Source organism: Marinicella sediminis, assembly GCF_002000055.1.
Taxonomy (GTDB): domain Bacteria; phylum Pseudomonadota; class Gammaproteobacteria; order Xanthomonadales; family Marinicellaceae; genus Marinicella; species Marinicella sediminis.
Map to the genome: position 1 here is coordinate 83,942 of NZ_MVBD01000006.1, position 19,047 is coordinate 102,988.

At 49.7% G+C, this 19,047-nt stretch carries 20 protein-coding genes; 10 read left to right on the top strand and 10 right to left on the bottom strand.

The features are described from left to right. Nucleotides 1-17: 17 nt before the first annotated feature. Nucleotides 18-584, top strand: coding sequence for an ECF-type sigma factor (locus B0475_RS09725; RefSeq protein ID WP_077411626.1), 567 nt, complete (start codon nucleotides 18-20; stop codon nucleotides 582-584). Nucleotides 585-624: 40 nt separating this feature from the next. Here the strand turns inward: B0475_RS09725 and B0475_RS09730 are convergent, their stop codons facing one another. Further along, nucleotides 625-1,209: an ExbD/TolR family protein gene (locus B0475_RS09730; protein WP_077411627.1), complete on the bottom strand. Its 585-nt coding sequence runs from the start codon at nucleotides 1,207-1,209 to the stop codon at nucleotides 625-627. A 212-nt stretch (nucleotides 1,210-1,421) separates the two neighbouring features. Here B0475_RS09730 and bioH point away from each other — a divergent pair, with 212 nt between their 5' ends. Beyond that, nucleotides 1,422-2,207: a pimeloyl-ACP methyl ester esterase BioH gene (gene bioH, locus B0475_RS09735; protein ID WP_077411628.1), complete on the top strand. Its 786-nt coding sequence runs from the start codon at nucleotides 1,422-1,424 to the stop codon at nucleotides 2,205-2,207. Further along, nucleotides 2,204-3,019 (top strand): malonyl-ACP O-methyltransferase BioC, encoded by an 816-nt coding sequence (bioC, locus tag B0475_RS09740; protein WP_077411629.1) that lies wholly within the window; start codon nucleotides 2,204-2,206, stop codon nucleotides 3,017-3,019. Before bioH ends, bioC begins: the two co-directional genes overlap by 4 nt. A 69-nt stretch (nucleotides 3,020-3,088) precedes the next feature. On the opposite strand, the gene B0475_RS09745 is transcribed toward bioC, so the two are convergent. The 4 genes from B0475_RS09745 to B0475_RS09760 all read right to left on the bottom strand — a co-directional run bounded on the left by B0475_RS09745 (nucleotide 3,089) and on the right by B0475_RS09760 (nucleotide 5,836). Then, entirely contained in the window at nucleotides 3,089-3,868 is a 780-nt protein-coding gene (locus B0475_RS09745; RefSeq protein ID WP_077411630.1) for a hypothetical protein, read from the bottom strand. Nucleotides 3,869-3,976: 108 nt separating this feature from the next. Continuing rightward, nucleotides 3,977-4,795 carry an FkbM family methyltransferase gene (locus B0475_RS09750; RefSeq protein ID WP_157892841.1) on the bottom strand — a complete coding sequence of 273 codons (819 nt, stop codon included), beginning with the start codon at nucleotides 4,793-4,795 and terminating at the stop codon, nucleotides 3,977-3,979. Between the two features lie 74 nt (nucleotides 4,796-4,869). Further along, nucleotides 4,870-5,121: a DUF6868 family protein gene (locus B0475_RS09755; protein WP_157892842.1), complete on the bottom strand. Its 252-nt coding sequence runs from the start codon at nucleotides 5,119-5,121 to the stop codon at nucleotides 4,870-4,872. A gap of 208 nt (nucleotides 5,122-5,329) precedes the next feature. Beyond that, nucleotides 5,330-5,836 (bottom strand): helix-turn-helix domain-containing protein, encoded by a 507-nt coding sequence (locus B0475_RS09760; protein WP_077411633.1) that lies wholly within the window; start codon nucleotides 5,834-5,836, stop codon nucleotides 5,330-5,332. A 200-nt stretch (nucleotides 5,837-6,036) separates the two neighbouring features. Here B0475_RS09760 and B0475_RS09765 point away from each other — a divergent pair, with 200 nt between their 5' ends. Beyond that, nucleotides 6,037-6,837, top strand: a complete 801-nt coding sequence (locus B0475_RS09765; RefSeq protein ID WP_157892843.1) for a BUD32 family EKC/KEOPS complex subunit — start codon at nucleotides 6,037-6,039, stop codon at nucleotides 6,835-6,837. Here the strand turns inward: B0475_RS09765 and B0475_RS09770 are convergent. Then, nucleotides 6,824-8,008 (bottom strand): acyltransferase family protein, encoded by a 1,185-nt coding sequence (locus B0475_RS09770; RefSeq protein WP_077411635.1) that lies wholly within the window; start codon nucleotides 8,006-8,008, stop codon nucleotides 6,824-6,826. The two genes, B0475_RS09765 and B0475_RS09770, sit on opposite strands and share 14 nt — an antisense overlap. A gap of 105 nt (nucleotides 8,009-8,113) precedes the next feature. Between B0475_RS09770 and B0475_RS09775 the strand changes: the two genes are divergently transcribed. Together B0475_RS09775 and B0475_RS09780 are read left to right on the top strand one after the other, a co-directional pair. Continuing rightward, nucleotides 8,114-8,944 carry a LytR/AlgR family response regulator transcription factor gene (locus B0475_RS09775; RefSeq protein WP_077411636.1) on the top strand — a complete coding sequence of 277 codons (831 nt, stop codon included), beginning with the start codon at nucleotides 8,114-8,116 and terminating at the stop codon, nucleotides 8,942-8,944. Nucleotides 8,945-8,948: 4 nt separating this feature from the next. Then, the gene (locus B0475_RS09780; protein WP_077411637.1) at nucleotides 8,949-9,287 is read left to right on the top strand and encodes a putative signal transducing protein; all 339 of its coding nucleotides are present in this window, start codon (nucleotides 8,949-8,951) and stop codon (nucleotides 9,285-9,287) included. On the opposite strand, the gene B0475_RS09785 is transcribed toward B0475_RS09780, so the two are convergent. Continuing rightward, nucleotides 9,284-9,907, bottom strand: coding sequence for a hypothetical protein (locus B0475_RS09785; RefSeq protein ID WP_077411638.1), 624 nt, complete (start codon nucleotides 9,905-9,907; stop codon nucleotides 9,284-9,286). The two genes, B0475_RS09780 and B0475_RS09785, sit on opposite strands and share 4 nt — an antisense overlap. 133 nt (nucleotides 9,908-10,040) lie before the next feature. Here B0475_RS09785 and B0475_RS09790 point away from each other — a divergent pair, with 133 nt between their 5' ends. The 4 genes from B0475_RS09790 to B0475_RS09805 all read left to right on the top strand — a co-directional run bounded on the left by B0475_RS09790 (nucleotide 10,041) and on the right by B0475_RS09805 (nucleotide 14,942). Continuing rightward, nucleotides 10,041-11,180, top strand: a complete 1,140-nt coding sequence (locus B0475_RS09790) for a trans-sulfuration enzyme family protein (protein WP_077411639.1) — start codon at nucleotides 10,041-10,043, stop codon at nucleotides 11,178-11,180. A 73-nt stretch (nucleotides 11,181-11,253) separates the two neighbouring features. Then, nucleotides 11,254-11,646, top strand: coding sequence for a BlaI/MecI/CopY family transcriptional regulator (locus tag B0475_RS09795; protein ID WP_198538196.1), 393 nt, complete (start codon nucleotides 11,254-11,256; stop codon nucleotides 11,644-11,646). Continuing rightward, the gene (locus B0475_RS09800) at nucleotides 11,643-13,229 is read left to right on the top strand and encodes a M56 family metallopeptidase (protein WP_077411641.1); all 1,587 of its coding nucleotides are present in this window, start codon (nucleotides 11,643-11,645) and stop codon (nucleotides 13,227-13,229) included. Before B0475_RS09795 ends, B0475_RS09800 begins: the two co-directional genes overlap by 4 nt. A gap of 468 nt (nucleotides 13,230-13,697) precedes the next feature. Further along, nucleotides 13,698-14,942 (top strand): hypothetical protein, encoded by a 1,245-nt coding sequence (locus B0475_RS09805; RefSeq protein ID WP_077411642.1) that lies wholly within the window; start codon nucleotides 13,698-13,700, stop codon nucleotides 14,940-14,942. Here the strand turns inward: B0475_RS09805 and B0475_RS09810 are convergent, their stop codons facing one another. The 3 genes from B0475_RS09810 to B0475_RS09820 are packed head-to-tail and all read right to left on the bottom strand — an operon-like array spanning nucleotide 14,943 to nucleotide 18,997. Next, nucleotides 14,943-16,568, bottom strand: a complete 1,626-nt coding sequence (locus tag B0475_RS09810) for a tryptophan halogenase family protein (protein ID WP_232781867.1) — start codon at nucleotides 16,566-16,568, stop codon at nucleotides 14,943-14,945. Beyond that, nucleotides 16,565-18,193, bottom strand: a complete 1,629-nt coding sequence (locus tag B0475_RS09815) for a tryptophan halogenase family protein (protein WP_232781868.1) — start codon at nucleotides 18,191-18,193, stop codon at nucleotides 16,565-16,567. Before B0475_RS09815 ends, B0475_RS09810 begins: the two co-directional genes overlap by 4 nt. Nucleotides 18,194-18,208: 15 nt before the next feature. Continuing rightward, nucleotides 18,209-18,997 (bottom strand): hypothetical protein, encoded by a 789-nt coding sequence (locus tag B0475_RS09820; RefSeq protein WP_077411645.1) that lies wholly within the window; start codon nucleotides 18,995-18,997, stop codon nucleotides 18,209-18,211. Between the last annotated feature and the right edge of the window lie 50 nt (nucleotides 18,998-19,047).

Consider the following 19,047-nt stretch of genomic DNA (forward strand, 5'->3'; position numbering starts at 1 on the left):
GCGGTACAATACATATTATGGATGCCCTGGAAGAAACCCGCTCACAGGTCACAGCGCTGTTGACCCGCAATGACCTCAATGACAAAGACAAACACGATCAGCTGCTCAGCCTGATTTATGTGGAGTTGCGACGCATGGCACAACACAAAATGAGCCAGGAACGACCCGATCACACCCTGACCCCAACCGCATTGGTTCATGAAGCTTACCTCAGACTGGTCAACCAACCTGACCTCAGCTGGCAATCCAGGCGACATTTTTTTGCTGCGGTGGCCGAGTCCATGCGCCGCATTCTGATAGAATCTGCCCGCAGCAAAGCCAGCTTGAAACGCGGCGCCAATGCCCCCCACAGTCACCTCATCGAATTGACACCCAATCCAGGGCAGGATGAGGACATTCTGGCCCTTGACCGGGCCCTCACCACACTGGAACAACAGGATACGCTGATGTCGGATGTGGTCAAATTACGCTACTTTTCAGGTCTGACCATTGATCAGGTGGCCATGGCACTGGACACTTCGCCCCGAACCATCAACCGGCTTTGGACACAGGCCAGGGCCTTTCTGATCAGACACATGCAATGAATCAATCAAAGCCTGACTCAGGCCATGGATGTGAGTTGCTTTACTGAACCACCAAAGAAACCTGACTGAAACCCGCTTTTTTTAGTTGATCACCCACACCGATCATCAGACCCGCATCCGGCTCGCCGGTGAATACCAATGCCACCTTTTCATAACGCACTGTCAGTTGATGATCGAAGATGTATTGCCGGATGTCTTTTTCAGCCACAATTTGATCCTGGATATATATCTGCCCCTGTTTCTCCACCACATACAGCACCCCTGGTTGGTTCATGTCCCGGCCAGGTCTGGTGATTTTGACTTCCCTCTGCTGCACGGGAAACGCCTGATTGAAGCGAGCCATGAACGGGGCATCCATTTTTTCCATGATGCACATCATGTACTGACCCCCGGAAACCACAATTTCCTGGTCAGTCATCTGCGGTGAATCAAACCCATCCAGCAGATGCCGGCACTCAACGGCTTGTTGCTCCAGACGGTCAAGGCAGGCTGAGCGCTGCTCACAAAAGAGCTTCAGCATATGGGTATGGGTGTTCATGTATGCCTGGCCGGACAATTCTTCATCGGCACAACCACTCATCAGCGCCAGAATGATCAGCAGCCATGGTGTGAGGGATTTATTCATGGTGTGTTGCTTTTTTCAGTGGGTTGAGAATAACTGATGCCATAAACCTCAAAAGCAACCGGAGAAAACACACATAAGTGGGTTTTCCTTGCTTTCCACCAATGAGGCTCTGGTTAATCAGTGGCGATATAATTTTCTTGAGTTACAGCCATGATAACCCATCGGCTTTTGTATAATACAGCCCTTGTTTATTTTGTTGATGAAATTGTCGGATGAAAATTGCTGCGACCAGAGGCCAGGGACCAGTGCTGAATGTGCTCCATGGCTGGGGCATGAATGCCCATCTGTTTGATGACTGGTCAGTTCAACTGGCCAATCATTTTCAGGTTAACCTGATCGACCTGCCTGGTCATGGGCTGAATCATGAGGAGCCGTTGAATCTGGACCTTGATGCACTGGCTGAAGAGGCCAGTGAAATTCCTTCCGGCATCTGGCTGGGTTGGTCCATGGGTGGCATGCTGGCTTTGAACCTGGCATTAAAACAACCCACGCAGGTGCAGTCACTGATCATGTTGTGTGCCACACCCTGCTTCGTGGCCCGTGATCACTGGCCCCATGGAACGGCTGTCAAGGTTTTGCAACAGTTTGCCAACAATCTACAACAAGATGTCAAACAAACCATACAAACCTTCCTGGCACTGGAAGTCATGGGTGTGGATGATGAACGGGGACAATTGCGTACACTGAAACAAAAAGTCTTTGAACGACCACTGCCCAACCCACAGGCCTTGTCCGCAGGGTTACAGTTGCTGGAACAGGTTGATCTGTCGGGGCAATTGAAAAACCTGCAAACACCCTCATTATGGATCAGCGGACGGCGTGACCGCTTGGTATTGCCTCAGGCCATGGAGCAGGCTGCCCAATTGTGTGGCGGCCAGTACCAACTGTTACGCGGCTCCGGACACGCCCCGTTCATCCGCCAGGCCAACGAACTGACCGAGCTGATACTGGCGTTTATCAATCCCGGTCAACAAACCAACCGACAGGATTATTCATGAGTTTAGAACATCATTTGATTCAGGCTTCATTTGACCAGGCCGCCGATCAGTACGAACAACATGCGGTGTTGCAAAAAGAATCATTGCTGCGTTTGCTTGAACGCCTGGGCGATGATCTGAAAACCGCTCCGGGACAGATCCTTGATCTGGGTTGCGGTACCGGGTGGGCGGTGCCTGAATTGCTTCGCATGTACCCTGAAAGCCAACTCATCGCTGCTGATTTTGCCCCTTCCATGGTTGCCAAAGTCCCCGAGCATCCGCAAGTCACCACGCGGGTCACCGATGCCCACGCGATCGACGTACACGCGCAAAGCTGCGATCTGGTGTTTTCTAACCTGATGATGCAATGGTGTGACGAATCAACTGTACTGCAGGAAATCAAACGAGCGCTGAAGCCCGGCGGTATTGTGCACCTGACCACCATGGGTGAACACACCCTGCATGAACTGAAACACGCCTGGGCCGGCATCGATGACAAACCCCACGTCAATCAATTCGTGCCAGCTGCTCAGATCGCTGATCTGGCAATGCGCCTGGGTTTTGAGGACGTGATCGCCGACTCAGAATTCATCACCATGACCTATGCCAATGTGGTTGATGTGATGCGCGACCTGAAAAACATCGGCGCACACAATGTAGATCACAACCGCCACAAAGGCCTGATGTCAGCCAAAGTGATCAAGCAACTGACCCAGAACTATGCCGAATTCCGCAGCGAAGACGGTTTGTTTCCCGCCACTTATGAATTGGTCTACCTCAGGGCCAGAAAACCCGCTGATGATAAAGGCCTGCCATTGAAAATCAAGTCCTGAGTGAAGATCCCCTGACCCACTACAGTCTATTGAAGTTTAATGTTTCAATGCATGTTAACTTCATTGAGCTTATTTATCGGCAATCACTTGTAAACCACAAGATGGACATGGTTGGTTAACTGACCGATGAATAAAATTAAATTGACAACGGGGGCACCTGACTCTTCCATTGCGCTGAACTGAGACATTTGCAGGCCCTTCAATCCAGCCCGGGTCTTTTTCTTTAGACATAACCACGATGACTTTCTCGTTCAGTTCAGCGTATTTCACAAATTTTTCTGGCGATAATCTTTGCAACCCTTTGAGTGCCTTTTGACAATTCTCAGTGATGATCAGGTCTTCCTCAATTGGTCGGAACGCCTGTCTTTGAATGTGTTTGAATACTTTTTCTGTCGCTGTAATTAAGTGTTCATAGATTTTTTCTGCCTGGTTTCGGCTGCTGTGTTCACTGCTCAGTGCAAAAGCCATCAATGCCGTGCCACTGAGGTGAAGATAATGCCCGTTAAAACAACCACTGGTTTTGGCCCAAAGCCTGGCTGCCCGTAACGTCTGATCCGGCAGGTTTTTTTCCTTCAGATTCTCATAAAGGGCCTGACAAGCCAAAGCCATCGCCTGGCCGTCCATCCAAAGATTTCTCAATTGTGACTTGGTAGCGGATTCAACCAGAAGACTGGCCTGATTTTCCAATTGTCCAAGACAATTATTCAATTCTTCAAGCTGATCACTGAGTTCATCATGAGACTTGTCGTGAAATTTCCTGGACTGTCTGCAATATCTGGCCGCCAGGTAAGAGGAATATGAAGGGTTACTTTTAAAAACTGTATTGATGAGCCTGGTTATTAAGTTCATATCAAACGCACAGAACCATCAGTGATCGTGGTGTTGAATGCCAGCTGTCACAATAAACCGCTGTAGATGTATCCCGATTGTTCAAATGAATTGCGCTGAAAACGTTCATCAAGAAATCACCGGAACCCCTCGTTTGACATGCTTTTCCCTGGCATTGAAATGAATCGGCTGGCGCAGTTGGTAGATGAAGTTCATCCGGGTACGATGGGTTTCCAGGTAACTGCGTTGCTTGAGCACTTCCAGCAACTCACCTTCCCACAACTGTTGGTTGTTTTCAAAAATGAAACAATGTGGCAGCAAGTGGTGAGGGGCATCCATCAAAAAAGGAATCAGGGCGCGGTCCTCGGCCCCTTCAATGTCGCATTTAATGACATCGATGCGCGACAATTTCTGTTGGTCAATGACCTCCAGCAAGGGCTGACATGGTACCTGGATCTGTGATGAACCTGACTCTTTTTCCAACAATGAACTGGCACCGAGGTTGTCATCATCCAAATACAAGGTGAATTCACCAGACACATCGCTGATGCCGGTGTTGATGACTTCGATACGGGGTTTTTCTTTGCGATGATCGCGGGTGGCCTGCAAGTTGAAATTCAGGCGGTTGGTTAACCGGGGGTTGGCCTCAATTGCCAGCACCGTGCCCAGACGGTTCAGACCAGTGATGGCCTGGGCAGAATAAATACCCACATTGGCCCCGATGTCAACAAACACGCCTTCAGCCGGCAGGGCCTCCGTCATCACCTGTCGCTCAATGGCATCCCAGCGCCAGGGCATAAACACAAACCCCCGCTCTGAGACATTGTCGGTCAGGTGACAGCGCATGCGCACCTCACCAATGGCCAGATCCAGGGGCAGTTCACTGCCATTGATGACCTGTTTTCTTAACCATTGGGCCAGCTGCTTACCCAACCAGTTGTTGGGCATGCGCTGACACCAGTCAACTTTACGCTGGATGTGTGGCTGTGGTTGAAAATGGCCAAATGGCTGATCGGCCTGGCTCACAGCAGAAAACGGATCACCAGGTAAGGCACCGCAACAAAAATCAAAATCAGGATTTTGTAGGCGGCAATGAAATTAAAATAAGTTCTGAGCAACTGGTCTTTTGACAAAGCAAAGAACTGTTGATGTAACCTCACCACCCAGTGCCTGCCCAGGGTCAGAAAGGCCAGGGTGATCAGTAGCAGGCCGAAATGAATCACCAGATTCCAGCCCAGAAAAGTTTGTATTGTTGCGATTGTGTCTGCAGTCACTGTCGGGTCCTCATGGTCATGAAGCAATGATCTTGGGACTTCATTCACTGTTATTCCTGACAAAAGTGAATGTGGCCCCGGCAATCATGTTGGGTTTCAAGCGCTCGACTCTCTGATTCGCTTGCGCTCTCCAGCCAAGTCGGCGGGTCGGGCTGATCATCAGCGCTACCCAGCCAGGTCAACCTGACCTGGCTGTTGTGAAGTATTATTATAGTTTACGGCCGAGCTTTTTTTCGATTTGTTTCTTTTCCCATTGGGTACCAAATGAGCCAAAGACCTCAAAAGCCACCAGGCCATGAATGATCAGGCCGGCCACCCAGCCCAAAATAAGCCAACCCAGCTGTGGATGTGCGAACTTTCCGGTGACCAGGAAGGCCACCATGAAAACCACGAACATAAAAAGATGCCCGTAGAATTCTTTGATGCCTTTGACGTAATTAATGGCTTCTTTTTCTGCTTTTGAGACTGTTGGCTGGTTGGGCGTTGAGTCTTTGACTGGTTTGTCACTTTCAGTGGATGTCATTTGTGTTTCTCCGGTTGTGGTAATAAAAGTATTTACTTCCACCTGAAATACAGCGGCCAGGGCGTTGGCAGAATCAAGGCTGGGCTGTGCACCTCGCTCAATGCGTTGTATGGTGCGTACACTCAGCCCTGAAATTTCTGCCAGTTGTTCCTGTGACCAACCTTTTTGTAATCTGAGTTTGCGTAAAATCATCGGTCTCCGTTGTTTATCAAGTGCAGCCATTATCACCAGCCAGAAGTGGCCTGAACACGACAGCGTCACGCCATGACGGGTTACTGTCAGGTTATTATAGCTGATTCAATACCAAACTGAAGCACACGGGCGGGGGATCTCTCAAAAGGCATCTGGACCTTGATTTGCTGATTGATCAGAGATCAAGTTAAAATATGGACATGGAATCACAAACATTGAATGACTTATTCGCTTCCACCGGAATTGCCCGGGAACAATGGCAACAAGCGATGAACTCAAACACAAGGATTGCACAACTTGATACCCCACAAGGTACATTCTGGTTAAAAAAATCAGCGCCACCGCGAGGCGAGTTCCGTTACCATGCCTTGAATTTTTTCAGCTGGATCATGCGCCTGTCTTTATTGAAAGCCGTCCCTCAGCCAGGTGGGAAAGCCGCCATTGCCATGGAGATCAACCGCATCGAACAGCTTACACAGTCTGGTGCACTGGTTCCCGAAGTGATCTCCAGCAGTGATGACTGGTTGTTGATTCGTCATGCCGGAGACTCCATTGTGAACATCTTAAAATCTGCCGACACCATTCAATGTCAGCGCCAATACCTCTTCAAACGAATCCTGGTGGCCTTGCGCAGAATTCATCACAACCAGCAATACCTGAGCCAGGCATTCATCAGAAACATCCTGCTGGATCAACAGCAGGACCGCATTGTCTTTATTGACTTTGAAGATGACCCACTGGCTGTCATGAGTCTGGCTGATGCCCAGGCCCGCGATCTGTTGCTGCTGATCAATTCCACCGCTCGCTTTTTCATCAATGACCAGGCTTTTTTACATCGCTGCATTCAGGGTTTTCTCAGCGATCATGACCCCCAGGTGATTGAAACGTTGAGAATTGCCAGTCAACGACTGCAATGGGTCACCCGTATTCCTTTTCAGCGATTGTTTGGTCATGACTATCAAAAACTCAAAACCGGAATCCTGGCCCTTAACGGTCTTTGATTTTTACCGGCGCGCGTTCAATTTTCAGACCAAACAACAGTCGCAGCACCGCAAAGCGACGAATGATTTCATAACCAGCGAAACACCCGGCAAACGTCAGCACAATGACCCAAATGGGCTCCAACACCGGGCCCCACTGTTGGGGTGCCAACCACCAGGCCAGCACAATGATCAATGTTTGGTGCAAAATGTACCAGGGATATACCGCTTCGTTCAGGTAAGGCAACCAGCGGTGATTGTGATTCAAACAAGCCCGGGCATAGCCCAGAATGACCAGCAGCCACAACCAGCGGTTCAGGTAGACCAAACCTGTCTCCAACACCTCCATCAGTTGCCCTGGTGATTCGGTGCGGCCCTGAAAATACCTATGATAATAGCCGATCAGTACCGCATAACTGACCACAGCCAGAATCAGCAGGCGGCTCCGGTTTGCCGCCACCTGTTGCCAGAACTGTCGGTGCCAGCCAATCAGAAAGCCACAACACAAAAAAGCAAAACCCCGGGCTTTTCTGATCCCTTCTCCATCATCCGGAAACAAGCCCAGGTGTAACACACTCATGCCTGCCACCAGCCCCAAAGTCAACGGCCACAATCCCCAGGTGGCAAACGGCCGTTCCATCCATGGCCACAGTTTCAACCAACGCAAAACCAGGTAACCACCGAGTAAATACATGGAAAAATACCACAGTTCTCGGATGTACCACAGGTGATTAACATCCACATGTGGGAAGATACCCGATTGGTATTCGGTAAAGTAAGGGTGTGACAAATCGAAAAAGGCCTGATAAAACTGATGGTAAGAGATTGAGGGCAAATCACCCTTTGACAGCATCTCTACATAAAGCTGTGGCGGCACCACCACCCAGATACCAAATAACAATGGCACCCACAGTCGCACCGTACGCAGTGCGACAAAGCGTCCGAGACTGACTTTGCTGACCAAAATACGCATGGCAATACCGGAAATCAGAAACAACAGTGGCAGGCGCCATTGATTGACCAGGATCATCAGGTTTTGCAGCCATTCTGACCGGTGTTCTGATTTATAATGAAAGCCCCAGTCCGCCACATATAGCATGCCTGCATGATAGAAAATCAACAACCCAAATACCAGAATTCGCAACCAATCCAGGTCGTACCTGCGCTCTGTCACTGTCAAATCGTCTGCCATGAATCATCCTCAAATCATCAATGATATGTTGAGCAAACCCCGAAACAAAGGGCTCTGGGATCAATCCCATGAATTCCGGGACGAACGCCAAAGAGGTTTGTTTTGGTGAACCGGTTTTCCCGTTCCCCGTGGTCTTTATGGGTTGTGTTGTTTGTGCTTGGCGCCTTGTTGGCGCTGAACAACAGCCTGACCACCACCGCTGATTTATCACGCAATCAAATTACCTACAAAGCCTGGGAGCCCTACGTCTGGGAATACAGCAGTTTTGTGGTGATCTTTGCCTTGTACGCTTTGGTCATACAGGTCACTGTCCGTTGGCCCTTGTTTTTCCACCAGCGTTGGCCCCGGCACCTGCTCATACATGCGACCGCCAGTGTGGTGTTTTCCGTATCTCACGTGGTGCTGATGGTTCTCATCCGAAAAGCGATTTATCAATTAACCGATGGCACTTATGATTTTGGTGACTGGGCCACAGAACTGGTTTATGAATACCGCAAAGATGTATTGACCTATTTCACTTTTGTATTGATTTACACTGGCTGGAAATACTGGATTCGGATCCAGACACAACAGTCATCTGATCCACCGGTGCGACTGAAGGTCACCCATAAAAAGGGCACCCGCTGGGTGGCCCTGGCTGAAATCATCAGCATCGAATCAGGCGGCAACTACATTTACCTGCATACCCGTGATGAGGTGCTGCCTATGCGCGGCACCATGAAAACCATCATGGACGAATTGAACCCTCAGCAATTCATCCGGGTTCACCGCTCATACATCATCAACACCCTGTGCATAGAAAAGCTCACCGACTTATCTAAAGATCCCTGTACGCTGGTATTGGTCAACGGAAAAAAAGTGCCCGTTTCCAGAACATACCGGGCTGAATTAATGGCCATCATTGACCAACCTCAGACGGGTCTGGTGGTAAACTGAAAATATGCAAAAAGTATTTGTCGACGAAATGTTCTCTTGGGTGATGCAAGCCAGGAATCTACTGGAAGATGCAGACATCCCTTGTTTCATTAAAAACGAATTTTCCGGCAACGTCGCCGGCGAAGTTCCCTTCCTGGAAACCTGGCCGGAACTATGGGTCCATCGTGACAGTGATGTGAACCGGGCCATGGACTTACTCAAACCACTGCGTGCCAGCCGCAAAGCCGATGAAAAACAATTAGCCGTTGCTGAGGACTGGCGATGCCCAGGCTGTGGTGAAACCAATGAGGGTCAATTTGCCTTGTGTTGGTCTTGTGGTCTGGTGGCAGAGATGGCCCCCTAATTTGCAGGTAAGCTCATCATTAAAAAACCAGAAAAAGCCGCATTGCTTCCAGCCAGAGAAGGTACCACCTGCTGCTTCATGTCCATGATATTTGCTCTGTAACGTTGATAAAAATCCCAGCTGGGCCGTGGCTTGTACACCAAGTCTTGCAGCTCAAACCAATGAATCACTCCTTTGGCTGTGGTGGGTTTAACAAACACTTCACGATGAGGCCATACGTAATTGGGTAATATCGTCATCAATGACCACTTGGCCAGCTTTTGTGTCATCAACAGGTTCAACAGATCCTCGAATCCACGGTGCTGGTCACCATACAACTGTTCATAAAAAGCCTCACTCAGACGGTCCACATCAGTACCCGGCAAGGACTTGACAAAATCCTTGAATTTAGGCTTTTCAAACATAGAAACCATCGATGACCGGCTGACCATCCTGATCATCTCTTCCACAATACTGTGTGGTTTATTAAACGCCTGTTTGTCAAACAAAGCCTGACACTGCTCTATCATTTGTGGCATGCGGTGCTTTTTTCCAATCGCCAGCAATCCAGGATCAGCAAATCCTTGCGGATACAGTTGTAAGAATTGTGCTTCGGCTTGTTTCAGTTTATCAAGGTTCATGACCAGATCTCATAGCGCTCAAGCTTCATTGTATAACCAGGAGCTGTGACTGGTAAAGTTTGCCGGCCAGTGTCATTCCCTTATTCAGCAGGGTCATCTACAATATTGCAGCAATGCACCTCAGATCATCAACATGACCACAAAAACACACTTTGAAACACGGGCCATTCAAGCCACCGAACCCCATGAGGACCAGACCGGTTCGGTGGCCAATGCCATTTACCCTTCCACCACTTTTAAACGGGAGACCGACGGCAGTTATCAAAGTGGTTTTATTTACACCCGCGATGACAACCCCAACCGTCAATTGCTTGAACAGGCCCTCGCCGAGCTGGAAGGTGGATCACGGGCTTTTGCTTTTGCCTCTGGAATGGCTGCCATCAGCGCCATGCTGCAAACCCTGCAATGTGGCGATCATGTAATCCTGCCTGACGATGCCTATTATTCTGTCCACGCTGCGGCAAAGGAGGTGTTTGAACGGTGGGGACTGACCCACAGCCTGGTTGACATGACCGATCTCAATGCGGTCCGGTCTGCCATCAATGAACAGACCCGGTTAATCTGGCTCGAATCCCCATCCAACCCCCTGCTCAAAGTCTCAGACATCCGAACCGTCACCCAATTGGCTCACCAACACAATGCCCTGTGTGTGGTTGACAACACCTGGTGCACGCCGGTGTTACAACAACCATTGGCATTGGGTGCCGACGCCGTGATGTACTCGACAACCAAGTATTTTGGTGGTCATTCGGATTGCCTCAGTGGCGCACTGGTACTGAATCCAAAGGCACCTGAAGAACTGACCACCCGACTCAAGCACATTCAAAAACTCAGTGGTGCAGTACCATCACCCTTTGATTGTTGGCTGATTACCCGAGGCATCAAAACCCTCAAACTGAGGCTGATGCAACAAACCACAAATGCCAGTCAACTGGCTGGTTTTCTGGATCAGCATCCGGCCATTGATGCGGTGCACTATCCTGGTTTAACCAGTCACCCTCAGCATGCCATTGCGGCGGCACAAATGACACATGGTTTTGGTGCCATGATGTCCGTACAGTATGCTGACAAAGCCTCTTCGATGGCGCTGACCGGACGACTGAAACTGTTCACTGCGGCGACTTCGCTGGGTGGTGTGGAAAGCCTTATAGAACACCGGAAATCAGTCGAAGGCGATGCCAGTTTAACCCCGGATAACCTGCTGCGGATTTCAGTGGGTATTGAACACATTGATGACCTCATTGCTGACTGGACCGATGCATTGAATGGTTAAAATATCTTAAAAAAAGCTTGCCTTTTCTTTCCATGGTGCTACATTATTAGCACACTGCTACAAAATGAGCACCATGAATTATACAGAACCCTATCAACAACTGAGCCGCCGTGAACGACAAATCATGGACATTGTTTTCGCTGAACAGCAGGTGTCCGCTCAACAAGTGCTGGACCAGCTACCTGACCCTCCCAGCTATTCAGCCGTGCGGGCCATGCTCAGCCGACTGGTCAAAAAAAACATCCTGAGTCACCACCAGGCTGGTGCCAAATATGTCTATCAGGCCGTGATGGACCCCAACCAGGCGCAGCAAAGTGCCTTAAAGAACCTCACCCGAACTTTTTTTAATGACTCTCCGGCAGCAGCGGTCACGGCTTTATTAGGCCTGGAAAAAGAGGGGCTCACGACACAGGAACTGGATGACATCATGCAACAAATTGAAGCCGCCAAAAATCGGGGAGCATGATGAGTCAGTTTATACTTTCCATGAGTTGGTTGCTGTTACAAATGCTGGTGATTGCCGGATTGATGCGCTGGGCCAGTCAACAACCTCTGAGCGCAAGGCATCGATTGATGATTTGGCGAACTGGGCTGATCTCTATGACCATGATACCCTTCCTGAGCCCTCAAATGGCCATGATCCAATTACCCTGGCTGCCATCAGAGCAAGCACCCTCACAATGGGTGCCTGTGACGGAACAAACCGCCGAGTTATTTACATCAACGCCATTTTCGGACAGCCACAATGGCTTTTACGGGAACTGGCTGATGACATTGTGGTTATTGGTTGCTGTGGTCCTGGTCATTGTGTGGCTGAAAAGGTTTTTTCATTTATGGATCATCACCAACCAGGCCACAAAAATAACCGATCCGGGCTGGTCTGAATTGGTTGTTGCATGCCGCCAGCAGCTCAACCTGCGACAAAGCCCGGTGCTCAGAACCACCAGGCATCTGCCATCGCCTTGTACCTGGGGTTTCATCAGGCCAGTCATTCTGCTGCCTGACAACATCAGCAACCCGGCAACCCGCCGCATGGTTTTGCTGCATGAAATGGCCCACATCAAGCGCGGTGACTGGCTGTGGATGACCCTGGCTGAACTGACCACGATGATCTGTTGGTTTAACCCCTTCTTGTGGTGGGTCAAACGTCAATTGATCAATGGTTTTGAAACGGCTTGCGATGAGCTGGTGCTTCAACAATCCATCAAACCCAGTGCCTATGCCGAAACCTTATTACACTTTCATCAGGCCTCACAGCAGCAAATACTCAACGCAGTGATGATGGCAGAACACAGCGCCATGTATCACCGGCTGCAATCCATCCTCAATCCACCAACCAGGAGTTTTCTCATGAACCACAACAAACAATTGATGATCACCGCCACGGTGGCCACCCTGATGGCCCTGACCGGCTTCACCCAACTCACCCAGGCCCATTCGCCTGACGAGGCTGCTAAATACCCAAATCCACCAGTAGCCATTGCTGAACCGCAGGCCGCACCGGCACCCGGTGCACCACCTGTCATCCATCCCGACATGCCTGTTGCTCCGGCAAGGATCCACGCACCGGATGCGATCCGGATTCAGCCAAAACCTCCGGTTGAGGGCAACCATCCCGCTACCCCACGAGCGCCTCAGATCGGCAACAGAGTTCAGCGGCATGAACAACAACGACGTGAAGCTCAACACCGTGTACGGGCAGAACAGCGACGGACCGACCAGGCAAGACATGAACAGCGTCTGCAACTGACACAACAGCGCAAGGCTCTGCGCACCCTGGAACAGTCCCAACTGCGCCAGGTCATTGAACAGCGACAGGCCATCCAAACTCATGCGCAACCCCTGGTGACAGCAGAAGAACGACAACTGATCAACGAAAGACACCGAATCAGGGCAACTGAAGCCCGCCTTAAAGCCAGAGAACAGGCCATTCGTACGCAACAAAAACAGCTCAATTCTGAACGCCTTCGCTTGCTGGAGCAACAACAAAAAATCCGCCTCGAACTGGACCAAGCTCAGCAGAATAACCACATACCAACCAATCAATAAGCGGTATTGTGCTGTTGAATGAGGCATGTCATTTCAAGAAAAACGGCTTGTGCTAACTGCAAACCTTAAACACCGGCAGCCTGAATGATCATCCTTGATTTAAATCCAATCAGCAGGCCGCGGAGAGCTGATGACCAGCTCGACCCGCCGAATCGGTTAGGCAGATCATACAGATATGGCGGTTTGACGAAGTCAAGAAGCCATAATGGAATGATCGATAAGCCGTGAGCGATCGCGAATTAGAGCGTCGGGCGCTTGATCACACCACATGATCACCGAGGCCCCGGTCTCTGTTCCAGACGAGACCCTAACTCCTCCATCCGTAGAGTCGGCATTCACTTTTGTCAGGAACAAAAGTGAATGAAGTCCCAAGATCATTCCCTTTTATGCGGCCTTTTATTGTCCATCAGGGTTTTTGAAACGAATTGTTAGATCGGGTAGAATCGGTGTTTTACTCAAGGATTGCTGATGAGCGACGAGTTGCCTCCTTTTTGGAAAAACATGGGTTATTTCTTTCGCTACATGCAGAAAGACCAGCTGTATTTTCAAATCACTTTGCTGGCGCTGGCCAACATTTTATTGATCATACCCTCCTTAATCATCAACCTGATCATCAGTGCCTTGTTGTTTCTGACATCATACAAACTGGCCTTCGAAGTGTTACATACGGTGGCCTCCGGCCACCTGAGTTATCAGGACAAACAAACCTTCGACATCGACGATAAAATTGGTTTCAAGGCCGTTGCCATGGGCGTGTTACAGATTTTAATCTATCTGTTCGTGTATCGTTATGATCCACCCATTGGTTTGTCACTGTTGATCTGTTCGGTGCTGGTCACCCCGGCCTATTTAATGGTCCTCAGTCAAACCCAAAGTGTCTTGGCATCATTCAATCCGGCTAACCTGTTTTTAGTCATGACTCGCATTGGTGCAGAATATGTCGCGTTGTTGCTATTTTTTGTGGGTTGTTCTGCTCTCAATTTGTTGATTCGCTACTATCTGGGAGGTGCCTTACCAGGCCTGGTGGGAGATGTGTTACTGGCCTGGCTGCTGTACTTTTTACTTATTTTTTCATTTTTGGTCATCGGCTATGTGATGTACCGGCATGCCGATGAGTTGGGTCAGGAGACCATTGACACCATCCATGTTAAACCTGATACCAGCGGCCACATCGATCCCATCAAGGATCGCATCAAAGAGCTGTTGAAACATAAAAAATACCCAGAAGTAATCGCCATCGTTGAAGAACTGGAAACCGAAGGATCGCGCAAAGACCTGCACAATTACCTGGCACAGGCTCAGCAGGCGTTGACCAAACAACAACGTCTGCGGCCGGAAGAACGGCTCAGTCAGATGGTTGACAACCGTCAAATGAAGGCGGCACTGGAGTTGGCATTGTCATACATAGATGACGGGCACCACATCAAACCCCTTGATCCCGAGCCAATCAATGCACTGATTCGCTTTGCTTTTGAAAATAACCGATTCAATGAAACCCTGAAATTATGCCGGGGTTTTGATCACAGGTATCCGATGGAACATCAGGCCATCGTGGATCATTTTTTTCTGGTGGCCAAAATTTATTACCAGAACAAGCGTCAGGAGCAATCTAAAAAGCTCCTGCAGTCATTGATCAGTAAATACCAGAACACCACCAACATCAATGCAGTCAAATCTTACCTCAAAGGCATTGAAAAATTAGCTGACCGATGATCAGGTCCAACCAGCAGGCGGTTGAGCAGGCGGATAATCAGGCATGTCCAACTTGGCTTTCAGCCAATCTGCATGACTTGGAAAACGGTTTTGCGCCATCTGCAGGCGTTGCCGGACCACCGGATGCAAAGTAGCTGCTGTCGGGTTGTTATAACGAAACACCTTTGATCTGTTTTCAAAACCCATAGAATACATCACAAACATGTAATTATGATGATTCCAGATACCGGCATCATCCACCGCTGGCCGGGTGTCTCCGCCGGTTTTACCGGCTGGAAAATGAGCCTGTGAGAAGCCCGGCATCAACTGATCTTCAAAGTCTGAGGCGCTGGGTGGTTTCATGGTCCAGAAATCCAGCTTGGCTTTCAATCTGGGATTGATCCGTTGGTCTTTTTGCACCTCCCTCCAAAAAGCGGTGTCATTGCGCTGAGTCAGGCAATAGTGCATATTGATAAAATCCAACACCTCATAGTACCGGTTGGATAAGATCCGGTTGTAACGAAAAGCCATGTCTGCCATGTGGTCCTCATGCCAAGGAAAATGCTCTGCCAGCATCACTGCACCCAAATCGCTGAGGTACAGACCAGTGGATTCAAGCGGTTCAATAAAACCACCAGCCAGACCCAAGGCAATGCAGTTGCCTTTCCAGTGCTGGTGGCGGCGACCGACTTTGAAATGAATGGTTCTGGCTGGCAAATCATCTGTGCCTGGCCCCTGATAAGCGCGCAATTCCTGCTCTGCCTGTTCTTCAGTAATGTAATCACTGGCATGCACATAACCAATGGACCGCTGATGCAACATTGGGATGTCCCACACCCAGCCGTTGGACAAGGCGGTGGCGGTGGTATAAGGCCGAACCATACCTGGATAAAACCGATCATAGGGCACATGCATGGCGATCGCCCGGTTGCACAACAGGTACTGAGAAAAATCTTCCCAGCCCACGCCCATTTGCTGTTCAATCAGCATGGCTCTGAAGCCGGTACAATCAATGAACAGGTCTGCTTCTCTATCGCCGGCACGATCTGTTTGAACGGCATTGATGTGGCCATTGTCCTGCATGATGACACCTTCCACATTGGCCTGAATGTGTTGAACGCCACGGGCCACAGAAAAGTCACGCAGGTAGTCGGCGAATTTTTGCGCATTCATGTGAAAAGCTGCGCTGAACTGACCTCCTGGGGTGAGGCCACCATCCAGCGATTTGGGAGCCAGGCCCAATTCGCAAATTTTCGCCTGTGCAGAACAGCTGTCAACAAAAGAAATACTGCGGTCACTGGCCAGCCATTGCTGGGCCAGGTGATCCATTGGTTTGGGTGCGAGGCGATTGAACGGGTGGTAGTAGTGGGAGTTGTCATTTTTCACCCAATTGGCGTACTTAATCGCTTGTTTAAATGACCCATCAGTGGCTTTTAACAATTCCATTTCATCAATGCCGATCACCGCCAGGGTATGGCGGATGGACAGCACCGTAGCCTCACCCACCGAAATGCGAGGGATGTCTGGCGATTCAATCAGGGATATCTCTACCCTGGGGTTGTTGCCTTTGTCGTTCAGGGCGCCATTGAGGTAGGCCGCGGCAGTCCAGCCAGAAGATCCTCCACCAACTATCACCAACCGTTTCACGCCAACCACCCTTTGGGTTGTGCCGCCGTTGTGTACTGTCCCATACCCACATGATGTTGTAGCCATTGGTGATGTAATGGTAATTTGCCATGGGCCTGTTGCAGGCGCTGGAGGATGTAGGGGTGTACCTGTAAGGGTGGACGATTCTGACCGAATCTTTGGCGATACCCTTCACTGTCAAAATGCATGCCATACAAGATGCATTCATAACTTTCATGATTCCACAAAGCTGCGGTATCCACCGGTACCCTCTGGTCTTGCATAAAGGGGTTATCAGCCATGGATTGCAGCGCCTGTCCGGGCAGCAATTGATCTTCAAAATCAGACATGCTCGGTGGCTTTTTGGCCCAATAGGCCAACTTTGCCTGTAAGCGGTCATTGATTCGCTCAGGCTTCTGTACTTCCCGCCAGAAGGCCGTGTCGGTGCGTTTGCTCAGACAATAGTGCATGTTGATGAAATCCAGCACCTCATAGAAACGGTTGCTCAAAATGCGGTTGTATCTGAATGCCATGGCTTCCATGTGGTCATCGTGGTTGGGGAAGTATTCGGCCAGCATCACCGCACCCAAGTCGCTGAGGTAAAGTCCGGTCGATTCCAGTGGTTCGATGAAACCACCTGACAAGCCAATGGCCACACAGTTACCTTGCCAGTTGGCCTGCCGTCGACCCACTTTAAAATGCACGGTCCGCACCGGAAGCTCTTCGCAGCCTGGGCCCTGATAAGCCTGTAATTCTTTGATGGCATCCGCTTCACTGATGAAGTCACTTGAATGCACATAGCCCATGGAACGCTGTGATTGCATGGGAATGTCCCATACCCAGCCATTGGAAAGGGCCGTTGCGGTGGTATATGGCCTGACCATCCCGGGGTAGTGATGCTTATAGGGGGCATGCATGGCCACCGCGCGGTCACACAATAACCACTGAGAACAGTCTTCAAAACCCACACCCATGGTCTGCTCAATCAACTTGGCCCGAAAACCAGTGCAATCGATGTATAAATCAGCCGTCAGCTGCTGTTGTTGATCGGTGTTTACTGCTGCTATCCAACCATTGTCTCGTTGGCTGATGTCTGTGACATTGGCATAGATGTGCCTGACCCCTTTGGGGACGATGAAATCCCGCAGGTAATCGGCAAATTTCTGAGCATTCATGTGATAGGCGTATGTCAAAGGCGCGCCCATGTCCCAGGGCCCCATCATCAATGGCGCTTTCCCCATTTCACAAATCACTGGTTGTTCTGAACACGTTTCCATGAATGGAATTTTGCGGTCACTGGACAGCCACTGCACGCCGGCAAAATCCAACGGCTGACGTCGTGTTCGTCCAAAGGGATGGTGATAATAACTGTTATCCAGGTGCTCCCAGTTCACATATTTAATCGATTGTTTGAAAGTGGCATCGGTGGCCCGCATAAAATCCAGTTCATCAACACCAATTACTGACAGCAAATGGCGCATTGAAGGGATGGTCGCCTCACCCACAGAGATGCGCGGGATATCCGGAGATTCAACCACGGTGATAGCTGCCCTCGGTGGTAATCCTGGAACATTCAATGCCTGATGAAGATAAGCAGCAGCCATCCAACCGGCTGAACCGCCACCAACAATCAATATTGTTCTCACTGCTTGTTCCATGATTCAAACATATCCCAGCAATTTACGCAGTCCAGGTACGGCATAATCCACCAATTGCTTTTGGACGTCCGGCAATTCTTTGGGCAACTCGACGGGTTTACCATACAGGTTTTCTCTGGCTGTGCCACTTTGTTTGCGGTCAGCACCAGCCGCAATTCGCTGTTGCCAATCATCCGGTAATTCAGCAATGCCCGCATCTGTCAGTATCTCAGAAAAGAACCTTTTTGCAGCTGGTTGATCCAGGTTTTTGACGTGATGAACCAGGTCTTCAAATTTTACCAATCGTGCTCCGGTACCCAACCAGGCCACGGCGTTGTGGGTGAAAATTTCTGCCATGGTCGGGGCTTTCTGGTAGATGCCAAAAATCATCATGTTGAGGATTTGCTCAACGCTGAACTCCGGCCCTTTTAAATGACCCAGGTCACCTTCAAATGAATCGGAAAGAAAAAACCGTGCCCGTGCCAACACCCAATCGTAGGGATCACGAACCACGACGATTTGTTTTACCTGATGCATGGCATATGCTGATTCATCTGAAAACAACAGGTGGCCCCAACTGAGCTTGGGCTGCTTTTTGTCGAATGCCCTGAGGTGTTGATGCAACACCGGTATCTGAATAAACATCTCATGATACTGTTGCTGTACAGGAACAAACATGCGGAAGATGTTACGAATCAAGTGGGTCCCACATTTGGGGACCGAGTTGAGAAAAACCGGCTGCTTCAGCGGTTGTTGTGTGAATTGTTGATTGATTTCATTGAGGTTATCGGCTTTGGCGATGATTCTGGGCATGGTGTCTTGTTTTACGGGTTATTCTGATTGTACCTAACTTGTTCGATGCT